Source organism: Bradyrhizobium sp. 190, from assembly GCF_023073415.1.
Taxonomy (GTDB): domain Bacteria; phylum Pseudomonadota; class Alphaproteobacteria; order Rhizobiales; family Xanthobacteraceae; genus Bradyrhizobium.
This window is the reverse complement of sequence record NZ_JADPJL010000014.1, coordinates 23,567-48,451: the sequence shown is the minus strand read 5'-3', so window position 1 is coordinate 48,451 and position 24,885 is coordinate 23,567. Positions and strand designations below refer to the sequence as shown.

Here is a 24,885-nt window from a genome sequence, read left to right as displayed (position 1 = left end):
CAATCATATTGTCAGTCTGTTACTCGCGGATGCCGATCTCGGCTCGCCTTCATCGAACGCATCACGAGCGAGCAGTTGCCCATTAGCTGTGCATGCTGCGGTTGCGCTTACCCGATCGAAGAACGGACGATCTGTCATTTCCCGTTCGCACCTTTCCCAACAACTGGACCAGCCAGGCAAGGCCGGCATCCATCATCGCCACTTGCGGAAGGACGACGTTGATCGAGAAACGCGGCAGCGGCAGCGGCGCCTTGACGGCAACGACGTTGAAGCGGGCGCCATATATCTCCACGAACCGTCTCGGCAGCGCGGAAACCATCTCGGTTTCGGCCAGCACCGAAAGTGCGAAATTGAAATTCGGCACGGTCAGGGCAACGCGCCGCGCCGCCCCTTTCTTGGCAAGCTCAACATCCACGAATCCGGTAACATCGCCGGTATGCGAAACGACGAGATGCTCCATCTCGCAGTAGCGCTTGAGGGTCGGATTACGCTGGAACGAATGCCCCTTCCTAACGGCGATGACGAACTCCTCCTCGTAGAGCTTCTGTTTATGGAAACGGACCGGAATATCGTCGAAGGGAATGATTGCGATATCCGTCGTCCGGTCTTCGAGCTCCTTCAACGCATCCTTCCACGCCAGATGAGGAGCGGTGAAGCCTTGCACCGGAAGAAGCTGCCGGATGCCTGCATCGACGCCCGGCGCCACCCTACGCAACGTCTCCAGCAGCGAAGGCAGAATGACCGACGACACGCCATCCGGCGCGCCAATGACGAAACGGCGCGTCGAATGCCGCGGATCAAACGGCGTCGCTGTCGAAACCACCCCGCGGACACGCGCGAGAATTTCAGACACCGAGGTTGCGAGTTGGGAGGCGCGTTCCGTGGGCACGACACCTTTCGGAGTTTTCAGGAATAACGGATCGCCGAGCAGCGTTCGCAGGCGTCCAAGACCATGGCTGATCGCGGACGGCGAAAGATGCAGCCGCTCCGCCGACCGGCCGACATGCCGCTCCTGAAAGACGATTTCGAACAGCACGAGCAGGTTGAGATCGATCCGGGATAGGTCAGTCTGGTTCAGCATAATGCTGAAATCATATCACTGGATTCAGTATCATTGAAGTGGGATTTGGGTAGCACCGCCGGCCAGTTGCCGGCCCAACCCGAATGGAAAGACACCGAAATGATCCAATCGAAGCGCTGGAGGCGCTTGGCGCTGAAGGCCGCACTCGCCATGCCGCTGTCGGCCAGCGCCGCACAGGAGCCGACGTCGGCAGTTTCGGAGCAGGAGCTTGTCGATCTGGTCCGGAAGTCCGAGGCTCGGGCTTCGGCTTTCATGCGCGGCGACATGGACAAATGGGCCGGCCTGACGCGCATCGCTGACGATTTTACCCTGATGCAGCCGTTTGGCGGTGAACCCAGCCGGGGTTTTGACATGAGTCCCGAGCGGCTGGCGCGGCTCGCCAGCTATTTCAGAAACGGCGACGCCAAAGTCGAACTGGTCCAATCCTACGCGTCGGGCGACCTGGTCGTCCTTGCAGTGATCGAGCGTGAGCACGGCGAGGTCGGCGGCTTGCCGGACCAGGACTGGTCGCTGCGGGTGACGCTGGTCTATCGCAGGCAAGGCGCGGAGTGGTGGCTGGTTCACCGCCACGCCGACCCGCTCGTGCGCCACGTCGGGCTTGAGACCGCGGCCGCATTGGCCCGCGGTGCAACTCTCGACAAGAAATGAGGCGGTCTAGTTGCCGCTAAGCAGCGGGGTCCCGAAAGCCCGCCGCCAGACCGACAGAAAACGCGGAAACCAGGAGTGAGCGACCGCGCCCTGATAGGCCCATGTGCGATACTTCTGACCGTTTTCGGATAAGAGCTCCTGATATCCGCCGTGCGTTTCGGTCGCGGTACGAATGTCGCGCAAAATGTCCTGCGCGCAGGATCTGTATCTATGCGTGCCGGAGTGTTCATCGTACTCCAGCATGCGATCGGCGAATTCGACGTTAAACGTCGGCCAGGACGAACGTCCCTGATAGGCGGGCGCTGCAATCTTGTGGATCAGCTTGTTCAGCGGGTTGTCCACGGATACCAGGAAGTGAGAGGTGCCAGGTATTCGAAATCGCGGTTCGGCGAGTATCAAATCCGTCGTTGCCGCGAACAACGCGCGTTCGGCCTCGTCGCTCAAATCCCAAAATCCCTGGTGCACGTTGACGAAATCGAGCGCAATGGAAAACACCGGCGGTTCGCTGCCGGCGTGCAAGGCATGCCTGATGTAGCCGGGCCTGCCGAACAGCCGGAGCAGCTCCTTTTTGTATTGCGAGAGTTCGCGTCCGAGCACGGCTTCCAGCTCGACCCGGTCGATCACCCCAAGTTTTATCCCGCGGAGAAAAGTCGCGTAAACGCATGCATTGGTGACAAAACGCCTGCGTTCGGCGCGGGTATCGGTTGCCGCAGAGCGCGGTGCGGTTACGTCACACAGCAAAGCCGTGACGCCGCCGTCCTCGAACGGCTCCAGCGCTTCCGCAAGTTGAAGTATCGCCTTCTTCAGATCCCCGCGATACTCGGCGAGCAACAGACGGCCGGCGTGCGCGCCTTGCGACATCGCCAGATACGAAGATGTCCTTTGATCTGCACTGATGATTTGCTCGAGGCCTGCGAGGATACCCAGCAGCGTATCCGAAGGCAGCGAAAAGTAATTGATGCCGATGTAGCGGTCGCGGCCGGCCGGAATAATGGTGGTCGTGACAACATTGGAGCGCACGGCCTCCAACATCAGCCGGACGCTTTTTTCGAGCAAGCGAACCCGACGGATGGCATCGTCAGAATCCATGATGGTTTCGGGATCGAGAACATCGGGATAAAACCACGCGAAGTCCCGCGGATAATAGGCGGTTGCGTGCGGCGCCCCCGTGACGAGAAAGGCTTCCTGCGGAGAAAATGCGCTGTCGACTGCGTGCCGGTACAATTCATCGATTCCCAGCGACAGGCGATGCGCTTTTCTCAGGAACCGGTCGCCGAGAAAATTGACCGCCTGAATACCGTTGGCGACGAGGCTCGCAAACTGTCCCTGATAAAATCGGTATTCGCGATGTGACGGAAATGAAATATCGCTATTCATGGCTTGGATGATCGATGTCCTGATCTTCGAGGTCACGCGTTGGTACCCAAACAGGATTGATTCGTCTCTCCGCCAAAGCACGGTGGCCTGTCATCGAATTGTCATCTTGCTCGATCTTGGCCCCCGCCTGCTTCCCTGGTTTGGCTCCCCGGCCGAAAATTCTCGATCAGCCGCAGCAGCACGCGTGCGCCGGCGTCGGCATCGGCGATCTCGACATGCTCGGCCGGGTTATGGCTGATGCCGCCGCGGCAGCGCACGAACAGCATGGCGACGTCAGCAATGTCGATCATCGCCATGCCGTCATGCCCCGCCCCGCTCGGCAGTTCGAACACGCCATAGCCTTCGGCGGCAACCGCTTCCGCCATCTGCGCTTTCAGCGATGGCGCGCAGGGCACGGTACGGTTTTCGTGGGTGACGTCGATCTGCAGCGACAGTTCGCGCCGTTTCGCAATCGCCTCGATCCACCCCACGATCTCCGCCACCGCAAGCTTGCGGTGGGCATCCGCCGGCGCACGAATGTCCAGCGTGAAGGATACCCGCCCCGGAATGACGTTGGTGGCGCCCGGCATTGCGTTGATGATGCCAACCGTACCGACCAGCCCGGCGTCATCCGCCTTGCAGAACGCCTCGACCGCGACGATGCATTCGGCGGCGCCCGCCAGCGCATCGCGCCGCAGCGCCATTGGCACCGTGCCAGCATGGCCGGCCATGCCGGAGAGGTTCGCCGCCAGCCGCGTGGCGCCAGCGATTGCCGTGACCACGCCAACGGGCAGGTTCTGCTGCTCTAGCACCGGCCCCTGCTCGATATGCAGCTCGACATAGGCATGCAGTTCGCCGCGGGCGCGCGCAGCCGCGCCGATTTTGGCCGGGTCGAGCCCGAATGCCACCATGGCGTCGCGCATGGTGAGCCCGGCTGAATCGCGCGTGTTGAGCACGCTTTCGTCAAAAGTTCCGGCGATGGCCCGGCTGCCGAGCAGCGTGGAGGAAAATCGTACCCCCTCCTCGTCGGCGAAACCGACGATTTCGATCGCAAACGGCAACCGCACGCCCCGCCGGTTCAGATCGGCGACACAGGCAATCGCGGTGATGATCCCGAGCGGCCCATCCCATTTGCCGGCGTCGCGCACGGTGTCGTAATGCGAGCCCAGCATCAGGCATGGCAGCCCCGGCCGGTCGCCTTCATAGCGGCCGCAGACATTGCCGATGGCGTCGAGATGCGCCGCCATGCCGGCATCCTTCATCCATGACATGATGAGATCGGCCGCGATGCGATGTTCAGGCGAAAGGAAGATCCGCGCCAGATGCTCAGGTGTCTCGGAAATCGTCCCGAGCTGATTGATCCGGCTTACGATTTCATCGCCGAGCATCGGCTCATCCAATATCGAATGCGTTGTCGGCCAGATGCGCCAGATTGGCGTGCCAGTGCTGCGCGATCTCCAGCCGCGTCGGCACCCAGACGCGTTCGTGGTGTCCGATGTAGTCGAGGAAGCGGATCAGCGCTGCCGCGCGGCCGGGGCGGCCGACGACCCGGCAATGCAGGCCGACCGACATCATCTTCGGCGCGGTTTCGCCTTCCCTGTAAAGAACGTCGAAGCTGTCCTTGAGATAGGTAAAGAATTCCTCGCCGCCGCCAAAACCCTGTGCATTCACAAAGCGCATGTCATTGGCGTCGAGCGTATAGGGAATGACCAGATGCGGCTTCGACCCGCGCGCCTTGATCCAGTATGGCAGGTCGTCGGCGTAGGAGTCGCAGAGATAAAGCAGACCGCCGGCTTCCATCAAAAGCCTGAGCGTATTGATCGAGGTGCGCCCGGTGTACCAGCCGAGCGGGCGCGCGCCGGTTGCCTCGGTGTGGACGCGGATCGCCGCCGCGATCTCCGTCCGCTCCTCGCTCTCTGACATATCCTTGTGCTCGATCCATCTGAGGCTATGGCTGGCGATGTCCCAGCCGGCCTCCTTCATGGCGGCGACCACATCGGGATTTCGCTTCAACGCCTTGGCGACGCCAAACACGGTGGCTGGCAGATTGCGTTCGGTGAACATACGCCACAGCCGCCAGAAGCCGGCGCGCGAGCCATATTCGAACATCGATTCGATATTGGCATGGCGCTGGCCGGGCCAGGGCTGCGCGCCCAGCACGTCGGACAAAAAAGCCTCCGAGGCGCGGTCGCCGTCGAGAACATTGTTCTCGCCGCCTTCCTCGAAATTCACAACGAACTGGACCGCGACCCGCGCGTTGCCGGGCCATTTGGGATCGGGCGGGTTGCGCCCGTAGCCGCGAAAATCGCGCGGGTAGGTCGGCGCGGCCACGTCTACATTTCCTCGAAGCGGATCTTCTGCGCGCCCTGCCACAGTACGGTCTTGCCGAACGCGGTCAGGTTCTCCAGCCCCGAGGTCAGGGTGATGAAGTGATTGCCGGCGAGCTGGCCCATCTTGCTCGCAAAGTGCACGCCGCCATAGGCGAGCAGGATTTCGGTCTCGCTGATGCCGCCCGGATAAAGAATGATCTGGCCGGGCGCGGGATAGCTGGTGTGGTTCTCGTAGGAGACGCCGAAATCGAGATCGCCGAGCGGCATCCAGACACCCTCACCGCTCCAGCGGACGTGGATCGCCTGGCTCTCGAACGGCATCGCCTTGCGGAAGGCGGCAACGGTCTTCGGCGCCAGTTGCTCCTCAAAGCGGGCCTGGAAGGTGAATTCACCGGCACGGACAATCAGTTGGCTCATCGATCTCTTCTTCTGGATGTATTTGAGGAAGTGGTTCAGCGGTATCCATTACAGCCGGAACAACCGGAAGCAAGGCCGATTCCGGCCTTGTCGGGCAGATTCAACGAGAGCAGCGGAGCCGGGAATTTGCCCTTGCAGGACCTCAATTATGGGTTCGCGCCGGGACCGGCCGGGGCGGCCCATCGCCATGCTCGAAGGCGCCGCCGAAGTCGGCGATCGGGGGCGATACCATGGCGCGTTCGCGCGGGAACGCTTCGGGCATCTCTTCGCGAATGAAGGCGAGCAGCTTTTCCCTGATCTCGCAGCGCAGATCCCAGGATTGCGGCGCGGATCTGGCGCTGACCAGCGCCCGAAGCTCGATCGCCCGCGGGCTGGCCTCGATCACCTGGAGATTGACCACCGCGCCATCCCACAATTTGGTCTCGCGCACGGCCTCCTCCAACCGCTGCCTGATCCGCGAGACATCGGTGCAGTAGTCGACATGGAAGGCGATGGCCCCGATCAGCGACTGGGTGTCGCGGGTCCAGTTCTGGAACGGACGCTCGATGAAATAGGACAGCGGGACCACCATCCTGCGCCAGTCCCACAGCCGGACCACGACGTAGGTCGAGGCGATGTCCTCGACCCAGCCCCATTCATTCTCGATGATGACGGCGTCCTCGATTCGGATCGGCTGGGTGATCGCGATCTGGACGCCGGCGATCAGGTTTGAGAGCAGCGGCCGGGCAGCAAGGCCGAGTATCAGGCCGGCGGCGCCCGCGGAGGCGAACAGGCTGACGCCATACTGCTTGACGGATTCGAAAGTCATCAGGGCGGTGGAAACCGCAATGATGACGATCAAGATATCGATCACGCGCTTGAAGACGCGGACCTGGGTGACATGCTTGCGGGCGAGAAAGTTCTCGTCGGTATCGAGGCGAAACCGCTGGAGATAGCGCGCCGCCCCCATATCCACGGCGCGGACCGTTATCCATCCGATCAGCGCAATGACGGCGACGATGAAGAAGTGCCGGAGCTGTTCCCGAAGCACGTCGTTTAATGGCGCCAGCGGCAGCACCAGCGCCCCGGCCACCAGACAAAGCGCCAGCCGCGCGGGCCCGGCGACCCTTTGCAGAAGCAAGGTCACCACCGGCCAGCGCGTCCCAGCCGCGCGCTTGATGATGCGCGCTGCGATACCGTGCACGAACAGCGCAACGATAATGGCGCCCACGACGAGGCCGAGGCCCACCATCCATTGTGGCACCCAGCCAAATATCTGTTCGAACCTTGACAGAATATCGTCCATGCAATTCCCGCTGCGTGGCACACGCTCCGCCGCTAACGCGGGCTGCAGCGGATGGGGTCCCGTGGCTCACGCAGCGCAGCAATTCACTGAGCGCATTCCGGATTCGATTGGGAACGCGGGTTCCCCGCATTAGTCCATATTCACGCCTCGCCGCGCCAGAATGCGGTCTGCAGCGGAAGCTGGTGTTTGATCATCGCCACGCCATCCACCACCTTCAGGCCGCGTGCGGCGCAGGCCTGCATGAACTCGGTCCGGCGTGCGGCGATGATATCGAACACCGCGCAGTCGGCCGACAGCTTCGCGGGATCCATCGGCAGGGCATCCGTTGCATGCAGCCCGAGCGAGGTCGCGTTGACGACAAGGCCGGCGTCGTCGAACCGTTCATCGAAGCTGATGTCGATTCCGGTGAAATGGTTGCGGAGTTTCGTCGCCAGCGCATCGACCGGACCCGGCGTCTCGTTAAGGATTCGCAGCCGCTTCAGCCCAGCCGACGCGAGCGCATGGCAGATCGCGCGGCCCGCCCCGCCCGCGCCGATGACGACGCAGCGCCGCTCCGGATCGAAGACATCGGCCTCACGCGCGGCATTCAGGAAACCACCGCCGTCGAAGGATTCGCCGACCAAGCGTCCGCCGGACTCGATCCGGATGGTGTTGACCACGCCTTCGAAACAGGCGGCCGGCCCGACGGCGTCACAGAGCTCGAACGCCGCCGGCTTGTGCGGCATGGTGAGGTTGAAGCCGGCAATATTCGGCGACTTCGCCAGTGTGCGGATCGTCTCTGACAAATGTTCCGGCGCAATGTCGAGCGGCACCATGTGCCAGTCGAGCCCTGCGCCTTGAAAGTAAGGCGTGTAATGGCGCGGCGCGCCAACATGTCCGGCGGGGTGGGCGAAGATGAACACGAACCGCGAGGCACCGGTCGGAAGCCGCATCGCTCTTACCCCTTCACGGCGCCGGCCGTCAGCCCGCTCACCAGATAGCGGCGGACCGCGAGAGAAAAAATCAGGACCGGCGCCATGACCAGCGATCCGCCGGCGGCGATCTTGCCCCACTCCCAGCCCTCGTAATTCATGAAGTTGACCACGGCAACGGGCGCGGTGCGCGCATTCGTCCGCGTCAGGATCAGCGCGAAGAAGAAGTCGTTCCAGGCGTACAGAAAGCACAGGATCGCGGTAGCGGCGAGGCCGGGCGCGACCATCGGCAGCACGATTTCGAGAAAGACAACGCGGGTCGGCGCGCCGTCGACCAGCGCCGCCTCCTCCAGCGATCGCGGCACCGTCTCGAAGAACGGCTGCATCATCCAGATCACCAGCGGCAGGTTGAAGCTGGTGTAGACCAGCACCAGCCCGGTGACGGTGTCGAGCAGTCCAATCCAGCGATAGAACAGGAAGAACGGAATCGTGAACGCGATCGGCGGCGCCATCCGCGTTACCAGGATCGCAAAGCTCAGCGCATGCTTGCCCCGCCCCGCCCATCGCGACAGCGCGTAGGCCGCAGGCACGCCGAGAATGAGCGCCAGCGCGGTGGAGAACGAGGCGCTCATCAGGCTGTTGACGAAGGAAGCCGGGAACGCGCCCTGCCAGAGCGAGGTGTAGTTCTGCGGCGTCGGCGTGAAGATCAGTGGAGGCGGAAACTGCAGGATCAGGTCGTTGGACTTGAAGCTCATCTGCAGCAGCCAGAGGAACGGCGACAGCAACACGATCAGCGTCACGCCGATCGCCACGAGCCGGCGAACGCTGGCGGAACGGCGGATCGGCCCGCTCGAGCTTCCACTCATGCCATGGCCTCCCGGCGGCGGCCCATCCACACCACGCCGAGGCTGACCGCAACGACCAGCAGCAGCATCACGATGGTGACCGAACTGGAATAGCCGATCTCGTTGAAATCGAAGGCCAGCAGATAAGCGTAATAGTTCGTCACCTCGGTGACGCTGCCCGGCCCGCCGCCGGTCAAGAGGAACACCAGCGGGAACGCCTTGACGCTGTCGATCAGGCGAAACATGCCCGAGATCACCAGGATCGGCGTGATGAAGGGCAGCGTGATGTAGAAAAAGATCTGCAGACGGTTGGCGCCGTCGACCAGCGCCGCTTCGGAAAATTCGTCCGGAATGGTCTGCAATGCGGCCAGCACCATCAGGAAGGTGAAGGGCAACCATTCCCAGGTGTCGGCGATGATGATCGCGGTCAGGGCAAAATCGACGCTGGAGGTCAGCGACGGCATCGTGATGTTGAGCAGGCCTGCGGCGTAATAGAGGGGGCTGATGTCGGGCGTGTAGATCAGCTTCCAGATGATCGCCACCACGATCGGCGGCAGCACCATCGGGATCAGGAAGAACGTGCGGGCGAATTCCACGACGCGCGACTGTGTGTGCAACAGGAGCGCCAGCAACATGCCGAGCAGAACCTGGAACAGCACGCCCCAGAACGACAGCTTGGCCTGCACCCACAGCGAATTGACGAAGCGCGGATCATCAGGCAGCAGGCGATAGTTGCGCAAGGGCGAACTGAAATCGGTCGACGAGCCGGGATTGACCAGCTGGAATGGCGTCAGGCTGGTCACGACCAGATAGATCGCGGGCAGGCCCGCGATCATGAACAACACGATCAGGCTCGGCGCCAGCGCCCAGCGATTGAAGCGGCGGCGCTCGGCGTCGACCAGTCCTCTTCCACTCAAAGCGCAGTCCCGCCCCGGCGCATATTGGCAATCGCCTGCTCCTGCGCAGCGTTCATCGCAGCCTGAGCCGGGAGCTGTCCGGTCGCCACCTGCTCGAACGCCTTGTTGAGGACATCGCCTACGATCGGGAATTCCTTGACGGTGCGATAGGCCATGTAGTTCTCGCCCTTGGCCGGCAGACCCAGCACCTCGAGATAGAGCGCGCCGAGGTCCTGACCGTTGACCGTGTTGAGCTTGCGATATTCCTCGCTCTCGATCACGGATCTGCGGCAGACCGAGGAATGGCCGTGCTCCTTGACGAGGCGCATCGAGATTTCCGGGCTGAGCGCCCATTTGATGAATTCCCACGCCGCCTTCTTGTTCTTGGCGTTTTTGGGAATGCCGAGCCCCTGGCTGTTGGCGGCCGGGAAATCGCGCACCGGTCCGGCCGGCATCCGCACGACGCGCGAGGTGTCTTTCACCTTGCTATCGCCGGACATCAGGATCGGCGTGATCCACGCGCTGGAATGAATGAAGATGTTGGAGCGGCCGGTGAGCAGGGCTTGCCGGGCCTGGTCCTCGGTATAGGTCAGCACGCCCTTCGGCGCGTAATTCTTCAACAGGTTCGCGTAGAATTCGATCGCCTGAATCGCTTCCGGCGAGTTCAGCGCCGGCATGATGTCGGCGGGCGGATTGCGGAAGATGTTGCCGCCAAAACCCTGGATGTAGGGCGGCAGGCACCAGTGATGAAGCTGGAAGCTGACGAGGCCGCTGACATTGTCTGTGCCGTTGATCGCGGCGCAGACCTCCTGCAACTCAGCAAAGGTCTTTGGAACCTTCAGCCCCTTCTTCTCCATCAGGTCCATACGGGAGAGGCCCATCACCATGGCGCCGCCTTCCCAGGAATAGCCGTAGGTAGCGCCCTTGGCGTCGCGATAAGGCACCTGTGCGCCCTCGACGAAGTCCTTCGGTTTCCATTCCGCCGGCGTCAGATTGGGATCGCCGGTGAACTCATCGAGATTGGCCAGCAGCCCCGCCGCGACCCAGCGCGAGGCGAGAATGAAAGTGACGTTGACGAGATCGAACGCCGAGCCGCCCGACGACAGTTCGAGATTGGCCTGCTGGTTGTAGACCGGAAATGCCGAGAGCTGCAGATCGACCTTCATGCCGGTCTGCGCCTCGAATTCCGGGATGTAGTTCTGCAGCAGGGTGAAGAAGCGGTGCTGGAACGATGCCCCGCGCAGGGTGACGCCGGCGAAAGGTTTAGTTTGCGCGATTCCCGGCATCGGGAACGCCGCCGCGCCGATTGTGGCGGCGCCGGCCTGAAGCAGCGTTCGGCGGCTGACGGCTGCGGATTTATGGTCCGAATTCTTCTTGGTCATGGCGCCCTCCCTGACGAGCTTTTCGATAATATGACCGACATAAAATGTACTGTCAAAAGGAGGCTTCTCTCAAATCCGCTATTTTTGTGGTATCAATTGACATCGTATCGCAATAAAGCAGACAATATTATTTCAAGGCTTGAGGGGTAACGATTTGCCCAGGGACGCCGAACTCCGCCAATCCAACACCCACGTCGCGCGCGAAATCGCCAAGCTCATTGTCTCCGGCGTATGGCACGAGGGCTGGACGCTGCCGCGCGAGATCGAGCTCGCCTCGCAATTTAGCGTCAGCCGCACCTCGATCCGGGAATCGCTGTCCGTCCTCAAGGCGAAAGGCTTGATCGCGGCGCGGCAGAAGGCCGGTACGCATGTGCGCGAGCGGATCAACTGGAACATGCTGGATGCGGAGCTTCTGGAGTGGGCATGGGCGCTGCGTCCCACGGAAGAGTTCGCCCGGCAGCTCACGCAGGTGCGGCGGATCGTCGAGCCGGAGGCCTGCGCGATCTGCGCCGAGCGCGGCTCCGATGCCGATCTTGCCCGCATTGAACGGGCCTATCGCGAGATGGACGCCGCCGGGATGGACAGCCGCGCCTATTCCGAGCCTGATCTGCGCTTCCACCGCGGCATCCTGACGGCGACCGGCAATGATTTTCTGGTCGCCTTTGGCGCCACCGTCGAAGCGGCGCTTCGGATGTCGTTCGATCTTTCGACGCTGAATCCTGGTGCGCCGCGCAAGAGCTTGCCCTATCACCGCGCCATCCTCGACGAGATATGGGCGCGCAATCCCGATGGCGCGCGGCGCGCGATGCACCGCCTGATGGACTTGACCGAGCGCAATATCATCTCGGCCCTGTCACGCCGGCATGGCGAAGCGATGGCGGCAGCGGATGCCAGCCGTGAACACGACGCTTAACAGAGCAGCCCTAAACGCTTGCTTTCCCTTGCTGTTGTGCGTTTCATTCCAGGCAAACGTCAAGCGACCTCAGGAAACACCCATGCCCGCAAGAATCATCGGAATGATCGGCACCCAGCAGGAAGGCGTCGCGGTTCACCTCATCAAGGGACAGATATCGCGCCAATGGGTGATCGACTTCACCCGTCTGCACGAGCAGTGGAACTATGATTCTGTTCTCGTTGGATATTACGCCTCCGCCGCCGAAGGTTTTGCGATTGCGCTCTATGCGGCCGACCACACCGAGCGGATCAAGTTCCTGATCGCGCACCGGCCGGGCTCGGTGGCGCCGGCACTCGCCGCGCGGCAGGTCGCGACCTTCGACCAGCTCACGCAGGGCCGGATGGCGCTGCATATCATCGCCGGCACCAGCGACGCGGACCAGGCGAGCGAAGGCGACTTCCTGCCCAAGAACGACCGCTACCGCCGGGCCGGCGAGTATCTGGACGTGATGCGGAAGCTCTGGACCAACGACAGCCCGATCAACCACCAAGGCGAGTTCTACCGCGTCGAGGGCGGCTATTCCGACATCAAGCCGTTTCAGCAGCCCTGCCCGCCGCTGTTCTTCGGCGGCTCATCCGAAGGCGCGCTGGAGATGGGCGCGAAGCACTGCGACGTGTTCGCCATCTTCGGCGAGCCGCTCAAGGAGACACGGGAACGGATACAGGATTTCCGCCGCCGCGCTTCAGCCTTCGGGCGCAGCATCAGCTTCAACATGTCGCTACGACCGATCATGGCGGAAACCGAGGGTGCTGCGTGGGACAAGGCCAACGCCCTGCTGGCGGATGTTGAGCGCAAGACCGGCGCCGCGCCGCAGCCGACCAACCGTTCCGCCGAACGCCTGCTCGGCTACGCCGCGCGCGGCGACGTGCATGACGAGCGGCTGTGGATGGGGATCGCGCGCGCCACCGGCGCACCCGGCAATACGTCATGCCTGGTCGGAACGCCGGAGCAGATTGCGGCGGCGGTGCTGGAATATTACCGGCTCGGCATTCATTCCTTCCTGCTGCGCGGTTTCGAGAATCCGCACGACACGATGGCAATCGGCCGCGACTTGATTCCACTCATCAAGCAAGGGGCGCTTGCGATCGACCGGCAGGCCGAAGCGGCCGAATAGTGCTTCCGAAGAATCTGCAAGCACCTCAAGATGTCGGCGTAATGCATTGGAGCCCCAAAAGAAAACGCATGGAAGAAATCGCATGAAGGCCGTGGTTGTCGACAGCTACAATTCGATCGACGGCATCTCGATCAAGGAGATCGATACGCCCGGCGTTTCCAAAGGCGAAGTCCGCGTCAAGGTCGGCGCCGCGGCGGTCGGCTTCGTCGACGGATTGAAGGTGCAAGGGCTTTATCAGACCAAGGATCCGCTGCCGTTCGTGCCGGGTACGGAGTTTGCCGGCATCGTCGACGCCGTTGCCGACGACGTCACCGCGTTCAAGCCTGATATGCCGGTGGTCGGCATGACCCGTTCCGGCGCGCTGGCTGAATACATCTCGGTATCGTCAGCGGCGCTCAAGCACCTGCCGCCGCAAGTTCCCTTCGAGGCCGGCGCATCGTTTCAGGCAAACTATCTGACCGGGCTTTACGCGTTGGATGCCCGTGCGTCGTTGCGCGAAGGCGAGATATTGCTGGTGCTGGGCGCGGCCGGCGGCGTCGGCATCGCCGCCGTCCAGATCGGCAAACTGATAGGCGCCCGGGTGATCGCCGCCGCCTCGACGGCGGAGAAGCGCGCCTTCGCGGTGCAGTTCGGCGCCGATGACACCATCGACTACACCAAGTCGGATTGGCGGGACACGCTCAAGGAACTCACCGGCGGGCATGGGCCGGACGTTATTTTCGACCCCGTCGGCGGCGAAGTCTCGCTGCAGGCGTTTCGCTCGATTGCCTGGCGCGGGCGGCATCTGGTCGTAGGCTTCGCCTCGGGCACCATCCCGGCGCTGGCGTTCAACCTGCCGCTGCTCAAGGGCGGTGCGCTGCTCGGCGTCGATCTCGCCCAGATCCAGAAGCGCGAGCCGGAGACGCATACCCGCCTGATGGCGCAATTGTTCGACTGGCTGGCATCGGGCAAATTGCGGCCCGTGGTCGGCAAGGTCGTGCCGTTCGAGAATTTCCGCGAGGCGTTCAAGACCATGCAGTCGCGATCGGCGCTCGGCAAGATGATCGTCAAATTCGACTGAGGTGACGCATCAATGCAGGATACGAACTGATGCCTCTGGAAAATAGCAACAAATCGCGCCGCCTGATGCATACGCGATCGGTCGAATGCGAAGGCTTTCTGCGCGACGACGGGCTCTGGGAAGTCGAGGCATGGCTGCGCGACACAAAGCCCTTCACCCAGCGCGCCGATCGGTTTCGCGGCGAACTGAAGCCGGGCGATCCCGTGCACGATATCGGCCTGCGCATTGCGATCGACGACAGCATGACCATCCGCGAAGCGGAAGCGATGATGCGCGCGACGCCCTACCCGACCTGCGTCGAGGTCGAGCCGATCCTTGAACGTCTGATCGGCGAGCGCATCGGCCCCGGCTGGCGCGAAACGGTGCGGCGCAAGATCGGCCGGCTCGAGACCTGCACGCATCTGATGGAATTGCTCGGCCCCGCCGTGACCACGCTGTACCAGACCATGTCCTACGGCAAGAAGCCGGAAGGCAGGGACACGCTGGAGAACCAGCAGAACTCCGGCGAACGTCCATTCTTCATCGGCGGCTGCCATTCCTGGCGCACCGACGGCCCGATCGTCGCCGCGATGTTCCCGCAGTTCGCGACCAAGCCGACCGCGAAGGATTAGACGCGAGAGCGAACGCGATCATAGATCGCAAGCGCTGCCGCCAGTACGCACCCGGCGATGATGCCGATCGTCAGGTCTTCGATCAGCGTCAGGCCGAAGGTCGCGATCAGCACGCAGGCCGGGCGCCAGTCGTGAAGCAGGCGCGAAAATTCTTCCTTCTCGGCCATGTTCCAGCACACCACCACCAGCACACCGGCCAGCGCCGACAGCGGAACAAAACTCGCCAAGGGCGCTGCGGTCGCCATGAACATCAGCACGAACAACGCATGCGCCATGCCGGAGACCGGGCTGCACGCGCCCGCGCGGATATTGGTGGCCGTACGGGCGATCGTACCTGTCACGCTGATGCCGCCGAAGATGGCGGAGGCGACGTTGGCGATGCCTTGCGCCACCACCTCCATATTGTAGCGATGCTTGCGCCCGGTCATGCCGTCGGCGACCTTTGCGGACAGCAGGCTTTCGACTGCGCCCAGCAGCGTGAAGGAAAGCGCCGCCGGCAACACTTCGAGAATGGTTGCGTAAGAGATATCAGGCAGACGCGGCCCCGGCAGACCATCCGGAAGCTGGCCAAAACGGCTGCCGACCGTTTCCACCGGCAGGTGGAACAGCCAGGCAGCGACCGAGGCCAGAACGACCGCGATCAACATTCCCGGCCAGTTCGGCACGAGGCGCCGCAGCAGGAAGATCAAGGCGGCCGAACCAACGCCGACGGCGAGCGCAGCAGGATTGAGCGTCGGCAGCGCTTGCCCGAGCGCGGCGAGCTTTGGCAATAACGGCCCTGGTTCGGCGGCAGGCAGTTTCAATCCGCCGAGATCCCTGAGCTGGCTGGCAAAGATCGTCACCGCGATGCCGCAGGTGAAGCCGATGGTCACCGCATGGGGAATATAACGGATCAGCGCGCCGAGCCTCAGCAAGCCGATCAGCGTCAGCATGAAACCGGAGATGAAAACCGTCAGCAACAACCCTTCGAGGCCAAATCGCGCCACGGTGGCCGATACGAGGACGATGAACGCGCCGGCGGGACCGCCGATCTGATAACGGCTGCCGCCCAGCGCCGATACTAAAAAGCCGCCGATGACGGCGGCATATAATCCCCGCTCGGGCGACACGCCCGAGGCAACGGCGATCGCCATCGAGAGCGGGAGCGCGACAATCGCAACTGTCAGCGCGGCCAGCATATCCTTGCGAAAGCTGGCGAGAACGTAGCCCTCCGACAACACGGTGACGAGCTTGGGGCGGTAATGATGGGCGCTGGCAGAGCCATCAGGCATTGCATATTAACCGATCAAGGATTCGCGGATTATAGCGAAGGGCTAAAGGCGGAACCAGAAAAACTCCCGATCATCGCAATGGCGTGGAGATGAGCCCCCGTAAAAGCACGGATCAGCCGACGCCAGCATGCCTGAGGTTGCGATGAGCGATCGCGGCATCCAGCAACACTTTCGACGTCGACAGCCCGCGTCCGCTTTAGGTTGTGCGCATCCTTCGCACGCGCCACCAGTAAAGAGCGACGACCTGCACGTGTGCACTTGTTTTCGTGAGACGAAATATTCGCATTGCGAAATGTCATCACAGCATCACGCGCAAAAGGACGCAGCCGGAACGAATTGGCAAATTGGGCGTGACGCCGCGTCGGACAGGTGCCACTATCCAGCTATAAGCAAAAGCTGCGCACGTCGGACGAAGCGCGGCTGCCGAGGGGGAAACAAAAGCGTCAACGTCGGCGCGTGAGTTCCTTTAGGCCGAACTCGTCCGTTGGCGTCGCATGGGACAACAGATCGTCCATCGTCTGCTGATTTCGTTCCCCGCCTTGCTCGGGGTTCTCTTCCTCTGCTTTTGCCTGTTGCAGGTCGTGCCGGCCGATCCGGCGATGATCATTGCCGGGCCCGATGCCAAGGCCGAGACCATCGCCGCCATCCGCCTGGAACTCGGCCTCGACAGATCTATTCCCATCCAGTTCTTCGAATACATCCTGCGTGTGCTGCGTGGGGATCTCGGCCGCTCCATCATTTCCAACCGGATGGTGAGCGAGGAACTGGCGATGACCATCGGGCCTACGGTCGAACTGATGCTGGGCGCGATGCTGCTCGCCGTGCCGATCGGGCTCGCGCTCGGAACGCTGGCCGCCGTCAACCGCGGCCGCCTCACTGACCGCGTCATCATGGCCTGCTCGGTGGCCGGCGTATCGATGCCGGTGTTCTTCATCGGCCTGATCCTGATCCAGTATGTCGGGTTCAAATGGGCGCTCTTGCCATTCACCGGCCGCACCGGGCCGATATGGGACGGCGGACTGCCGAGCCTGATCCTGCCGGCGCTGACGCTGGGCGCGGTGCTGATCGGCCCGATCGCGCGCCTGACGCGCACCGCCGTGCTCGAAGTGCTCGGCGCCGATTTCGTACGCACGGCGCGCGCCAAGGGACTGCGTGAACGGGTGGTGATCATCCATCACGCGCTGCGCAACGCCATGATCCCCGTCGTCACGCTGATCGGGCTGCAGGCGGCGTTCCTGCTCGGCGGTGCCGTCGTCACCGAGACCATGTTCTCGTGGCCCGGCGTCGGCCGGCTCGCCGTCGGCGCCATCGTCTCCAGCGATTTTCCGACCGCACAGGGCGCGATCATGATCCTCGCGATCGCCTTCCTGTCGATCAACCTGCTGGTCGATGTGCTCTACGTCTATCTCGATCCGAGGGTGCAGCGACGATGAGCGCCGAGGCTCTCGATACAGGCTTTGTCCAAGAGCGCGACACCGGCGTATTCGCCCGTTCCGGGGTGCTGCGCCGTCTGGCGCGCGACCGCGTGGCTGCCATGGCCGGGCTGGTGCTCACGGTGATCGTGTTCGCCGCAATGTTTGCGCCCTGGATCGCGCCCTACGATCCCTACTTCACGGATCTCACCAAGGTGATGCAGCCGCCCGGCGCAGAGCACTGGTTCGGCACCGACAACACCGGCCGGGACATCTTCAGCCGCGTCATCTACGGCACGCGTAACACGTTGATGCTGGGGCTGGTCGGCGTGATCGTCGGCGGCGTCATCGGCGGCGTTCTCGGCATCCTCGCCGCCTATTATCGCCGTCTCGATGGCTGGATCATGCGGCTGGTCGACGTGATGCTGGCCTTCCCCGCGATCCTGATCGGGCTGGCGGTCGCCGCGATCTTCGGCGCCGGGTTGACGGCCGTGGTGATCGCGCTCGTCGTCGCCACCGTGCCCGATGTCGCGCGAGTGGCGCGAGGTGCTGCGATAAGCGTGATGGGCCAGGAATTCATGGAAGCCGGCCGCGCCGTCGGCGTGTGCGACCGCGAACTGATCTGGCGCTATCTGACGCTCAACTGCATTTCGACGATCTTCGTGTTTCTTACCTTACGCTTCGGCCAGATCATCCTGATCGGCGCCGCGCTCGGCTTCCTCGGCATGGGCGCGCAACCGCCGACCGCCGAACTCGGCATGATGGCAGCGCAAGGCCGCGACTTCCTGTTCATGGCGCCGCACATCGCGACGATCCCGAGCTGTGCGATCTTCGTGATCGTGCTGGCCGCCAATCTTCTGGGCGACGCATTCCGCGACGTCCTCGATCCGAGGCTGCAGACATGATCAGGATCGTACTGGGAATGTGTCTGGCACTCAGCGTTACGGGCCCGGCAACGGCCCAGACGCTCCAACTGATGAAGGGCATCGACGCGCCGCATTACGATGCGCAACGCACGACCTGGGGACCGACCTCCGACATCGTCAACATGTTCCAGGACACGCTGGTGGCGCTCGACTGGGACGGCCGTACGCCGGTTCCCTATCTCGCCAAGTCGTGGACGATCAGCGAGGACGGCAGAACCTATACATTCAAGCTCCGCGACGACGTGTCGTTCTGCAGCGGCAAGAAATTCACCGCCGATGACGTCGTCTACACCTTCAAGCGCCTGAAGGATCCCGCGATCAAGGCGCCCTATGCCTGGCGCGCGGGCAATATCAAGGAGCTGCGCGCGCCCGACCCCCACACCGTCGAGTATGAGCTGAACGAGCCTTACTCCGAACTGCTGCTGCAACTAACGATGTTCACCAACGTCATCCATAACAAGGAGAGCGTCGAGGCGCTCGGCAAGGATTACGGCATCAAGGGCGCCGACGGCACCGGACCCTGGTGTTTCGATAGTTGGCAGCCGCGCACCGAGATCGTGCTCAAGCGCCACGACGCCTACAAATGGGGCCCGTCTTTGTACAAGAACAAGGGGCCGGTGAAGTTCGAAAAGCTCAGCATGAAGATCATGCCCGAGGAGTCCAGCCGCGTCGCAGCGATGATGGCCGGGCAGTTCGACATGACCCACCAGTTTCCTCCGGCCTTCATCGCCCAGGCCAAGGCCGCCCCGATGCTGACCGTCACCGCCGCCAAGCCGAATTTTCAGTTGCTCTATTTCGGCTTCAAGACGACGCGGCCGATGGTGGAGGACCGGCGGGTGCGAGAGGCGATGAGCATCGCCATCAACCGCGGCGAGATTGCCAAAGGTATCCTGCTCGGCAACGCCGATCCTGCCTTCACTATCGTCGATCCCGACGCCCTCGATCACGACGCCGGCACCAAGGGCATCGTGAAGGAGGACATTGAGCGCGCAAAGGCGCTGCTCGACGAGGCCGGCTGGAAGATGGGCAGCGACGGCGTCCGCGAGAAGGACGGCGTCAAGCTGCAGCCCAAGGTCTACTATACCCAGGCCGGCAACACGCCGCGGGTCGCCGAGGCGATCCAGGGCTACCTGCGCCGCATCGGCGTGCAGTGGCAGCTTCAGCCCTGGGACTCCACCATTGCTCCCGCCAAGATGGCCGAGCAGGACTACGAAATCTGGTCGGTGACAGTGCCCTATCTGTCGGCCGGCGACCTCATGAACATCTACTTCGACTCCAGGAACATCCCGACGCCGAACCGGATGAACTGGAAGGACGCCGAGACTGATGATTGGCTGAAGCAGGGCCGCTCGGCACTGACCGAGGCCGACCGCGCCAAATACTATGCGCTGGTGCAGCAGAAGGTGATGCGCGAGCACCTCTGGATACCCGTGCTCAACATCAACATGGACCAGGTGGCCAACAAGAAGATCACCGATGCCAGGCCGCACATGATCTACCAGAACACTTTTTACAAAGGCCTGGACGTGTCGCGCCAGAAATAACAGGGAGAGAATACGATGCGCAGCATTTTGACGGGCGTTGCGGCGCTGCTGGGAGCGGTCGGAATTGCTTCAGCCGCCGAGGCGCAGACCTTGCGGGTGATGAAGTCGCTGGACGCGCCGCATTACGACGGCCAGCGCACGACGTGGTCGCCGACGTCGGATATCGTCAACATGTTCCAGGATACGTTGGTGGCGCTCGACTGGGACGGCAAGACCGCGATCCCCTATCTCGCCAAGTCGTGGACGATCAGCGAGGACGGCAGAACCTATACCTTCAAGCTGCGCGACGACGTGACGTTCTGCAGCGGCAAGAAGTTCACCGCCGCCGACGTCGTCTACAGCTTCAAGCGGCTGAAGGATCCCGACACCAAGGCGCCGTATCATTGGCGCGCCGGCGACATCAAGGAACTCCGCGCGCCCGATCCCTACACCGTCGAGTATGAGCTTAACGAACCCTACTCCGAATTGCTGCTGCAGCTCACCATGTACACCAACGCGATCCATAGCAAGGAGAGCGTGGAAACGCTGGGCAAGGACTACGGCATCAAGGGAATTGACGGCACCGGACCGTGGTGCTTCGAGAGCTGGCAGCCGCGCACCGAAATCGTGCTGAAGCGCCACGACGCCTACAAATGGGGCCCCTCGATGTACACGAACAAGGGCCCGGTGAAATTCGACAAGCTCAGCATCAAGATCGTGCCCGAGGACGCCAGCCGCGTCGCCGCGATCATGGGCGGTCAATTCGATCTCAGCCACCAGGTTCCGCTGCAATTCATCGCGCAGGTCAAGGCTGCGCCCAACCTGACTGTCCAGGAAGCCCAGCCGAACTTCCAGCTGATGTATTACGGCTACAAGATCACGCGCCCGATGGTCTCCGACAAGCGCGTGCGCGAGGCGATGAACATCGCGATCAATCGCGCCGACATCGTCAAGGGCGTCATGCTGGGCAATGCCGAACCGGCGTACACCTTCGTCGATCCGAAGGCGCTCGACTTCGCCGAAAAGACCAAGGGTGTCATCAAGGAGGACGTCGAGCGGGCGAAGCAGCTCCTGGACGAGGCAGGGTGGAAGGTAGGCAGTGACGGCATCCGCGAGAAGGACGGCATGAAGCTCGCGCCCCGTGTGCTGTTCACGCAGGTTAGCTATTTCCCGCGCGTCTCCGAAGCCATTCAGGGCTATATGCGCAAGATCGGCGTCGACTGGAAGATCGTCGGCTACGACTCCACGATTGCGCCAGCCGAGATGGGCAAACAGGACTACGAGCTGTGGACCGTGACGGTGCCCTATCTGTCGGCGGGTGAGCTGATGAATATCTATTTCAACTCGAAGAACATCCCCACCCCCAATCGCATGAACTGGAAGGACGCCGAGACCGACGAGTGGCTGAGCGCCGGCCGCGGCGCATTGACCGACACCGAGCGCGCGCTCAACTATGCGCGCGTGCAGGAGAAGGTGACGAATGAGCATCTGTTGATGCCGGTAATGAACGTCGCGATGTATACGACGAGTTCGAAGAAGATGAAGGGCGTCAGGCCGCACATGCTCTATCAGAACACCTTCTACAAGGGACTGGATTATTCGTTCTGATGGATACACTCCTCGAGGTTCGTGGGCTGAAAACCCACTTCGCGACGGATCGCGGCCTGTTCCGCGCCGTCGACGGCATCAGCTTCAGCGTTCCCCGCGGACGCACGATCGGCCTTGTCGGCGAGTCCGGCTGCGGCAAGAGTGTGACGTCGCTGTCGGTGATGGGCCTGGTGCCGAGCCCGCCGGGCAAGGTCGAGGCCGAGGCGGTGCTGTTCGGCAATCGCGACGTGCTGCGGCTTTCGGCCGACGAACGCCGCAAGCTGCGCGGCGGCAAGATGTCGATGATCTTCCAGGAGCCGATGACCTCGCTCAATCCGGTCCACACTGTCGGCCAGCAGATCATCGAGGCGATCCTGGCCCACAGCGCGATGTCGCCGCGCGCGGCGAGAGAACGCGCGATCGAGATGCTCGACCTGGTGCGTATCCCCTCACCGGCTCAGCGCATCGACGATTTCCCGCATAACATGTCGGGTGGCATGCGCCAGCGCGTCATGATCGCGATGGCGCTGAGTTGCGAGCCGGCGCTGTTGATCGCCGACGAGCCGACGACGGCGCTGGATGTCACCATCCAGGCCCAGATCCTCGACCTCCTGAGCGACCTGCAGCAGCGGCTCGGCATGGCGATCCTGATCATTACGCACGATCTCGGCGTCATCGCCGAGGTCGCTGATCAGGTGCTGGTGATGTATGCCGGCCGCATCGTCGAGAGCGCCGACGTCAACGACCTGTTCGCCGATCCGCAGCATCCCTATACGATCGGCTTGCTCGGCTCGATCCCGCGCATCAACGTCGACCGCGAACGCCTCGCCACCATCGAGGGAACGGTGCCCAGCCCGAACAACCAACCTGCCGGCTGTCGCTTCGCGCCGCGCTGCCCGTTCGCGGACCTGCGTTGCAAGCAGCAACCGCCGCCATTGCGCGATATCGCACCCGGCCATCAGGTGGCTTGCTGGAAGGCGCCGGTCGAGGTGGCGTCATGAACGATGCCCCGGTTCTGCAGGTCGACGGTCTGGTCAAGCACTTTGCGGTCACGCGCGGCCTGATCCGCCGCAAGGTGATTGGACTCGTGCGCGCCGTCGAGGATGTGACTTTTGAGATCGCCCGCGGCGAGACGCTGGCGCTGGTTGGCGAATCCGGCTGCGGCAAGTCGACCACGGGACGCCTGATCCTGCGCCTGATGGACCCGACGTCGGGCTCGGTGCGCTTCAAGGGCAAGGAAATCGCCAATCTCGACAAGGATTCGCTGCGCCGGATGCGCAGGCACATGCAGATCATTTTTCAGGATCCGTACGCCTCGCTCAACCCGCGCATGACCGTGGGCGAAATCCTGGACGAGCCGCTGCGGGTCCACGAGATCGGCAACGCCTCGTCACGCGCCGCGCGCGGGCGTGAGCTCCTTGACATCGTCGGCCTGTCGCCCGAACACGCCAGGCGCTATCCGCACCAGTTCTCGGGTGGGCAGCGCCAACGCATCGGCATCGCCCGCGCGCTCGCCGTCAATCCCGACCTGATCGTCTGCGACGAGCCGGTGTCGGCGCTTGATGTCTCGATCCAGGCGCAGATCGTCAACCTCCTGCAGAATCTGCAACAGCGCTTCGGCCTCTCCTACCTGTTCATTGCCCATGATCTCGCCGTGGTGAAGCACATCAGCGACCGCGTCGCGGTGATGTATCTGGGAAAGCTGGTCGAGATATCGGACAAGAAGACGCTCTACGATCGGCCGCTGCATCCCTATACCCAGGCGCTGCTGGCGGCGATTCCCAAGCCCGATCCGGGCTTGCGCACCACGCGCGTCATGCTGCAGGGCGACGTGCCGAGCCCGTTCAAGCCGCCGACCGGTTGCCGCTTCCACACCCGCTGCCCGCATGCGCAGCCACGCTGCGCGGCCGAGGAGCCGAAGCTGCGCGAGGCAGCGCCCGGCCATCGCGTGGCCTGTCACTTCTTCGAGACGTTGCCCATCCCCACCATCATCGCGCGCGCCGGCCTCGCCAACGGCAAATTCGCCGAGCGGCTGGCGGCGTTCGAGGCCGCCAAGCAGGCGAAGACGCTCGTCTGAGTTAGCCGGCGTGTTCGATGGCGCGGATGGCGCCGCGCAGTTCAGCGAGCCCGCGCAGCCGGCCGATCGCAGTATAGCCGGGATTGGTCCGCTTGGTCTCCGCGAGATCGTCGAGCATGCGATGGCCGTGATCCGGCCGGAACACGATCTGATGACTGGATGAACGCTTGTGGTTCTCGGCAAGCAGCGCCTTGAGCACCGCGATCATGTCGACGTCGCCGTCGAGATGATCGGACTCGAAGAACGACAGGCCGTCGCCTTCCCGCTTGGTCGCGCGCAGGTGGGCAAAGCCGATCCGCGGCGCGAAGCGTTTCGCCATCGCGGGCAGATCGTTCTCCGCCCGCACGCCGAGGGAACCAGTACAGAAGCAGATTCCGTTGGCCTTGGAGGGCACCGCGTCGAACAGCGCTTGATAGTCCTCGGCTGACGAGGCAATGCGCGGCAGGCCGAACAGCGGCCGCGGCGGATCGTCCGGATGCAGCGTCAGCGTCACGCCGAGGGCTTCGGCGACCGGCGTCACGCGCGCGAGGAATTCGCTGAGGTGCCGGCGCAGCACCGCGGAATCGATGCCGCGATATTGCTGCAAGCGGTCGCGGAATTGCGGGATCGTCAGCGGATCCGTCGTAGAGCCCGGCAGCGCGCTGGCAATGTTGGTGACGAGGACATCGATATCGGCCTCCGTCATCTGCGAATAAACCTCCTTGGCGCGACGCCGCGCGGCCTCGGAATATTCGGCCGGCGCTTCCGGCCGCTGCAGGATATGCAGATCGAACGCAGCGAAGCGCTCCTGGTCGAAGCGCATCGCCTTGGCGCCGTTCGGCAGTTCCCATTCGAGATCGGTGCGGCACCAGTCCACGACCGGCATGAAGTTGTAACAGATGATCTTGATGCCGGCGGCAGCCACCGCCTCGAGGCTTGCGATCCAGGCTTCGATCGAGCGCGTCGCGCCGCCGCCGAGCCGCTTGACGTCATCGGGGATCGGAATCGATTCCACCACCGACCATGTCAACGGCGAACGACCGGGCTGGCTGTTCTCGATCAGGTTCTTGCGCTCCTCGACCGCGGCGCGCGTCCACGCCTCGCCGATCGGCACCTGATGCAGCGCCGTCACCACATCGGTCGCGCCGGCCTGGCGGATATCATCGAGCGATACGGGATCACTGGGGCCGTACCACCGCCATCCCTGCAGCATCATGGG

The 24,885-nt window shown here is 63.0% G+C and carries 22 protein-coding genes and 1 pseudogene; 11 read left to right on the top strand and 12 right to left on the bottom strand.

The annotated features are described in order from the left end of the window. Positions 1–82: 82 nt before the first annotated feature. Entirely contained in the window at positions 83–1,081 is a 999-nt protein-coding gene (locus IVB22_RS14190) for a LysR family transcriptional regulator (protein ID WP_247517962.1), read from the bottom strand. Positions 1,082–1,180: 99 nt separating this feature from the next. Between IVB22_RS14190 and IVB22_RS14185 the strand changes: the two genes are divergently transcribed. After that, a complete protein-coding gene (locus tag IVB22_RS14185) occupies positions 1,181–1,729 on the top strand; it encodes a DUF4440 domain-containing protein (protein WP_247517961.1) in 549 nt (182 codons plus the stop codon). Positions 1,730–1,735: 6 nt separating this feature from the next. Here IVB22_RS14185 and IVB22_RS14180 read toward each other — a convergent pair whose 3' ends face one another. The 9 genes from IVB22_RS14180 to IVB22_RS14140 all read right to left on the bottom strand — a co-directional run bounded on the left by IVB22_RS14180 (position 1,736) and on the right by IVB22_RS14140 (position 11,151). Then, on the bottom strand, positions 1,736–3,106 hold the full coding sequence (locus tag IVB22_RS14180) for a hypothetical protein (RefSeq protein WP_247517960.1): 1,371 nt from the start codon (positions 3,104–3,106) through the stop codon (positions 1,736–1,738). A gap of 101 nt (positions 3,107–3,207) precedes the next feature. Then, a complete protein-coding gene (locus IVB22_RS14175) occupies positions 3,208–4,473 on the bottom strand; it encodes an allantoate amidohydrolase (RefSeq protein ID WP_247517959.1) in 1,266 nt (421 codons plus the stop codon). A 4-nt stretch (positions 4,474–4,477) separates the two neighbouring features. Further along, positions 4,478–5,416: an allantoinase PuuE gene (puuE, locus tag IVB22_RS14170; RefSeq protein ID WP_247517958.1), complete on the bottom strand. Its 939-nt coding sequence runs from the start codon at positions 5,414–5,416 to the stop codon at positions 4,478–4,480. A gap of 2 nt (positions 5,417–5,418) precedes the next feature. Further along, entirely contained in the window at positions 5,419–5,832 is a 414-nt protein-coding gene (locus IVB22_RS14165; protein WP_247517957.1) for a DUF3830 family protein, read from the bottom strand. Positions 5,833–5,974: 142 nt separating this feature from the next. Continuing rightward, complete coding sequence (locus IVB22_RS14160) at positions 5,975–7,117, bottom strand: mechanosensitive ion channel family protein (protein ID WP_247517956.1); 1,143 nt, start codon at positions 7,115–7,117, stop codon at positions 5,975–5,977. 140 nt (positions 7,118–7,257) lie between these two features. Further along, complete coding sequence (locus tag IVB22_RS14155; RefSeq protein ID WP_247517955.1) at positions 7,258–8,049, bottom strand: shikimate dehydrogenase; 792 nt, start codon at positions 8,047–8,049, stop codon at positions 7,258–7,260. 5 nt (positions 8,050–8,054) lie between these two features. Then, positions 8,055–8,894 carry a carbohydrate ABC transporter permease gene (locus IVB22_RS14150; protein WP_247517954.1) on the bottom strand — a complete coding sequence of 280 codons (840 nt, stop codon included), beginning with the start codon at positions 8,892–8,894 and terminating at the stop codon, positions 8,055–8,057. Then, positions 8,891–9,790 (bottom strand): carbohydrate ABC transporter permease, encoded by a 900-nt coding sequence (locus tag IVB22_RS14145; protein WP_247517953.1) that lies wholly within the window; start codon positions 9,788–9,790, stop codon positions 8,891–8,893. Before IVB22_RS14145 ends, IVB22_RS14150 begins: the two co-directional genes overlap by 4 nt. Next, positions 9,787–11,151 carry an ABC transporter substrate-binding protein gene (locus tag IVB22_RS14140; protein WP_247517952.1) on the bottom strand — a complete coding sequence of 455 codons (1,365 nt, stop codon included), beginning with the start codon at positions 11,149–11,151 and terminating at the stop codon, positions 9,787–9,789. The genes IVB22_RS14145 and IVB22_RS14140 overlap by 4 nt, the downstream gene beginning before the upstream one ends. A 154-nt stretch (positions 11,152–11,305) precedes the next feature. Between IVB22_RS14140 and IVB22_RS14135 the strand changes: the two genes are divergently transcribed. From IVB22_RS14135 to IVB22_RS14120, 4 genes are all read left to right on the top strand, one after another. After that, positions 11,306–12,064, top strand: coding sequence for a FadR/GntR family transcriptional regulator (locus tag IVB22_RS14135; RefSeq protein WP_247517951.1), 759 nt, complete (start codon positions 11,306–11,308; stop codon positions 12,062–12,064). An 82-nt stretch (positions 12,065–12,146) separates the two neighbouring features. Beyond that, positions 12,147–13,220 (top strand): LLM class flavin-dependent oxidoreductase, encoded by a 1,074-nt coding sequence (locus IVB22_RS14130; RefSeq protein WP_247517950.1) that lies wholly within the window; start codon positions 12,147–12,149, stop codon positions 13,218–13,220. An 82-nt stretch (positions 13,221–13,302) separates the two neighbouring features. Next, positions 13,303–14,280 (top strand): NADPH:quinone oxidoreductase family protein, encoded by a 978-nt coding sequence (locus IVB22_RS14125; RefSeq protein ID WP_247517949.1) that lies wholly within the window; start codon positions 13,303–13,305, stop codon positions 14,278–14,280. Positions 14,281–14,309: 29 nt separating this feature from the next. Further along, entirely contained in the window at positions 14,310–14,891 is a 582-nt protein-coding gene (locus tag IVB22_RS14120; protein WP_247517948.1) for a DUF2889 domain-containing protein, read from the top strand. 23 nt (positions 14,892–14,914) lie between these two features. Here the strand turns inward: IVB22_RS14120 and IVB22_RS14115 are convergent. Next, a pseudogene (locus IVB22_RS14115) lies at positions 14,915–16,162 on the bottom strand (SulP family inorganic anion transporter); the annotation flags it as partial. A gap of 494 nt (positions 16,163–16,656) precedes the next feature. Between IVB22_RS14115 and IVB22_RS14110 the strand changes: the two are divergent. Genes IVB22_RS14110 through IVB22_RS14085 form a run of 6 tightly spaced genes read left to right on the top strand, consistent with a single transcriptional unit; the run spans position 16,657 to position 23,687 of the window. Further along, positions 16,657–17,595 carry an ABC transporter permease gene (locus IVB22_RS14110; protein WP_247517947.1) on the top strand — a complete coding sequence of 313 codons (939 nt, stop codon included), beginning with the start codon at positions 16,657–16,659 and terminating at the stop codon, positions 17,593–17,595. After that, positions 17,592–18,479 (top strand): ABC transporter permease, encoded by an 888-nt coding sequence (locus IVB22_RS14105; protein ID WP_247517946.1) that lies wholly within the window; start codon positions 17,592–17,594, stop codon positions 18,477–18,479. Before IVB22_RS14110 ends, IVB22_RS14105 begins: the two co-directional genes overlap by 4 nt. Beyond that, positions 18,476–20,044 (top strand): ABC transporter substrate-binding protein, encoded by a 1,569-nt coding sequence (locus IVB22_RS14100; RefSeq protein ID WP_247517945.1) that lies wholly within the window; start codon positions 18,476–18,478, stop codon positions 20,042–20,044. Before IVB22_RS14105 ends, IVB22_RS14100 begins: the two co-directional genes overlap by 4 nt. Before the next feature lie 15 nt (positions 20,045–20,059). Further along, a complete protein-coding gene (locus IVB22_RS14095) occupies positions 20,060–21,631 on the top strand; it encodes an ABC transporter substrate-binding protein (protein WP_247517944.1) in 1,572 nt (523 codons plus the stop codon). After that, complete coding sequence (locus IVB22_RS14090; protein WP_247517943.1) at positions 21,631–22,611, top strand: ABC transporter ATP-binding protein; 981 nt, start codon at positions 21,631–21,633, stop codon at positions 22,609–22,611. Before IVB22_RS14095 ends, IVB22_RS14090 begins: the two co-directional genes overlap by 1 nt. Continuing rightward, positions 22,608–23,687 carry an ABC transporter ATP-binding protein gene (locus IVB22_RS14085; protein WP_247517942.1) on the top strand — a complete coding sequence of 360 codons (1,080 nt, stop codon included), beginning with the start codon at positions 22,608–22,610 and terminating at the stop codon, positions 23,685–23,687. The genes IVB22_RS14090 and IVB22_RS14085 overlap by 4 nt, the downstream gene beginning before the upstream one ends. Position 23,688: 1 nt before the next feature. On the opposite strand, the gene uxuA is transcribed toward IVB22_RS14085, so the two are convergent. Then, the gene (gene uxuA, locus IVB22_RS14080; protein WP_247517993.1) at positions 23,689–24,879 is read right to left on the bottom strand and encodes a mannonate dehydratase; all 1,191 of its coding nucleotides are present in this window, start codon (positions 24,877–24,879) and stop codon (positions 23,689–23,691) included. Between the last annotated feature and the right edge of the window lie 6 nt (positions 24,880–24,885).

What these genes read in the sequence shown, in the direction of transcription:
- IVB22_RS14150 (WP_247517954.1), bottom strand. Translation starts at nt 8,894, where the DNA reads ATGAGTGGAAGCTCGAGCGGGCCGATCCGCCGTTCCGCCAGCGTTCGC.
- IVB22_RS14180 (WP_247517960.1), bottom strand. Translation starts at nt 3,106, where the DNA reads ATGAATAGCGATATTTCATTTCCGTCACATCGCGAATACCGATTTTAT.
- IVB22_RS14110 (WP_247517947.1), top strand. Translation starts at nt 16,657, where the DNA reads ATGGGACAACAGATCGTCCATCGTCTGCTGATTTCGTTCCCCGCCTTG.
- IVB22_RS14175 (WP_247517959.1), bottom strand. Translation starts at nt 4,473, where the DNA reads ATGCTCGGCGATGAAATCGTAAGCCGGATCAATCAGCTCGGGACGATT.
- IVB22_RS14125 (WP_247517949.1), top strand. Translation starts at nt 13,303, where the DNA reads ATGAAGGCCGTGGTTGTCGACAGCTACAATTCGATCGACGGCATCTCG.
- uxuA (WP_247517993.1), bottom strand. Translation starts at nt 24,879, where the DNA reads ATGCTGCAGGGATGGCGGTGGTACGGCCCCAGTGATCCCGTATCGCTC.
- IVB22_RS14105 (WP_247517946.1), top strand. Translation starts at nt 17,592, where the DNA reads ATGAGCGCCGAGGCTCTCGATACAGGCTTTGTCCAAGAGCGCGACACC.
- IVB22_RS14085 (WP_247517942.1), top strand. Translation starts at nt 22,608, where the DNA reads ATGAACGATGCCCCGGTTCTGCAGGTCGACGGTCTGGTCAAGCACTTT.
- IVB22_RS14165 (WP_247517957.1), bottom strand. Translation starts at nt 5,832, where the DNA reads ATGAGCCAACTGATTGTCCGTGCCGGTGAATTCACCTTCCAGGCCCGC.
- IVB22_RS14185 (WP_247517961.1), top strand. Translation starts at nt 1,181, where the DNA reads ATGATCCAATCGAAGCGCTGGAGGCGCTTGGCGCTGAAGGCCGCACTC.
- IVB22_RS14140 (WP_247517952.1), bottom strand. Translation starts at nt 11,151, where the DNA reads ATGACCAAGAAGAATTCGGACCATAAATCCGCAGCCGTCAGCCGCCGA.
- IVB22_RS14120 (WP_247517948.1), top strand. Translation starts at nt 14,310, where the DNA reads ATGCCTCTGGAAAATAGCAACAAATCGCGCCGCCTGATGCATACGCGA.
- IVB22_RS14100 (WP_247517945.1), top strand. Translation starts at nt 18,476, where the DNA reads ATGATCAGGATCGTACTGGGAATGTGTCTGGCACTCAGCGTTACGGGC.
- IVB22_RS14095 (WP_247517944.1), top strand. Translation starts at nt 20,060, where the DNA reads ATGCGCAGCATTTTGACGGGCGTTGCGGCGCTGCTGGGAGCGGTCGGA.
- IVB22_RS14155 (WP_247517955.1), bottom strand. Translation starts at nt 8,049, where the DNA reads ATGCGGCTTCCGACCGGTGCCTCGCGGTTCGTGTTCATCTTCGCCCAC.
- IVB22_RS14160 (WP_247517956.1), bottom strand. Translation starts at nt 7,117, where the DNA reads ATGGACGATATTCTGTCAAGGTTCGAACAGATATTTGGCTGGGTGCCA.
- IVB22_RS14190 (WP_247517962.1), bottom strand. Translation starts at nt 1,081, where the DNA reads ATGCTGAACCAGACTGACCTATCCCGGATCGATCTCAACCTGCTCGTG.
- IVB22_RS14090 (WP_247517943.1), top strand. Translation starts at nt 21,631, where the DNA reads ATGGATACACTCCTCGAGGTTCGTGGGCTGAAAACCCACTTCGCGACG.
- IVB22_RS14130 (WP_247517950.1), top strand. Translation starts at nt 12,147, where the DNA reads ATGCCCGCAAGAATCATCGGAATGATCGGCACCCAGCAGGAAGGCGTC.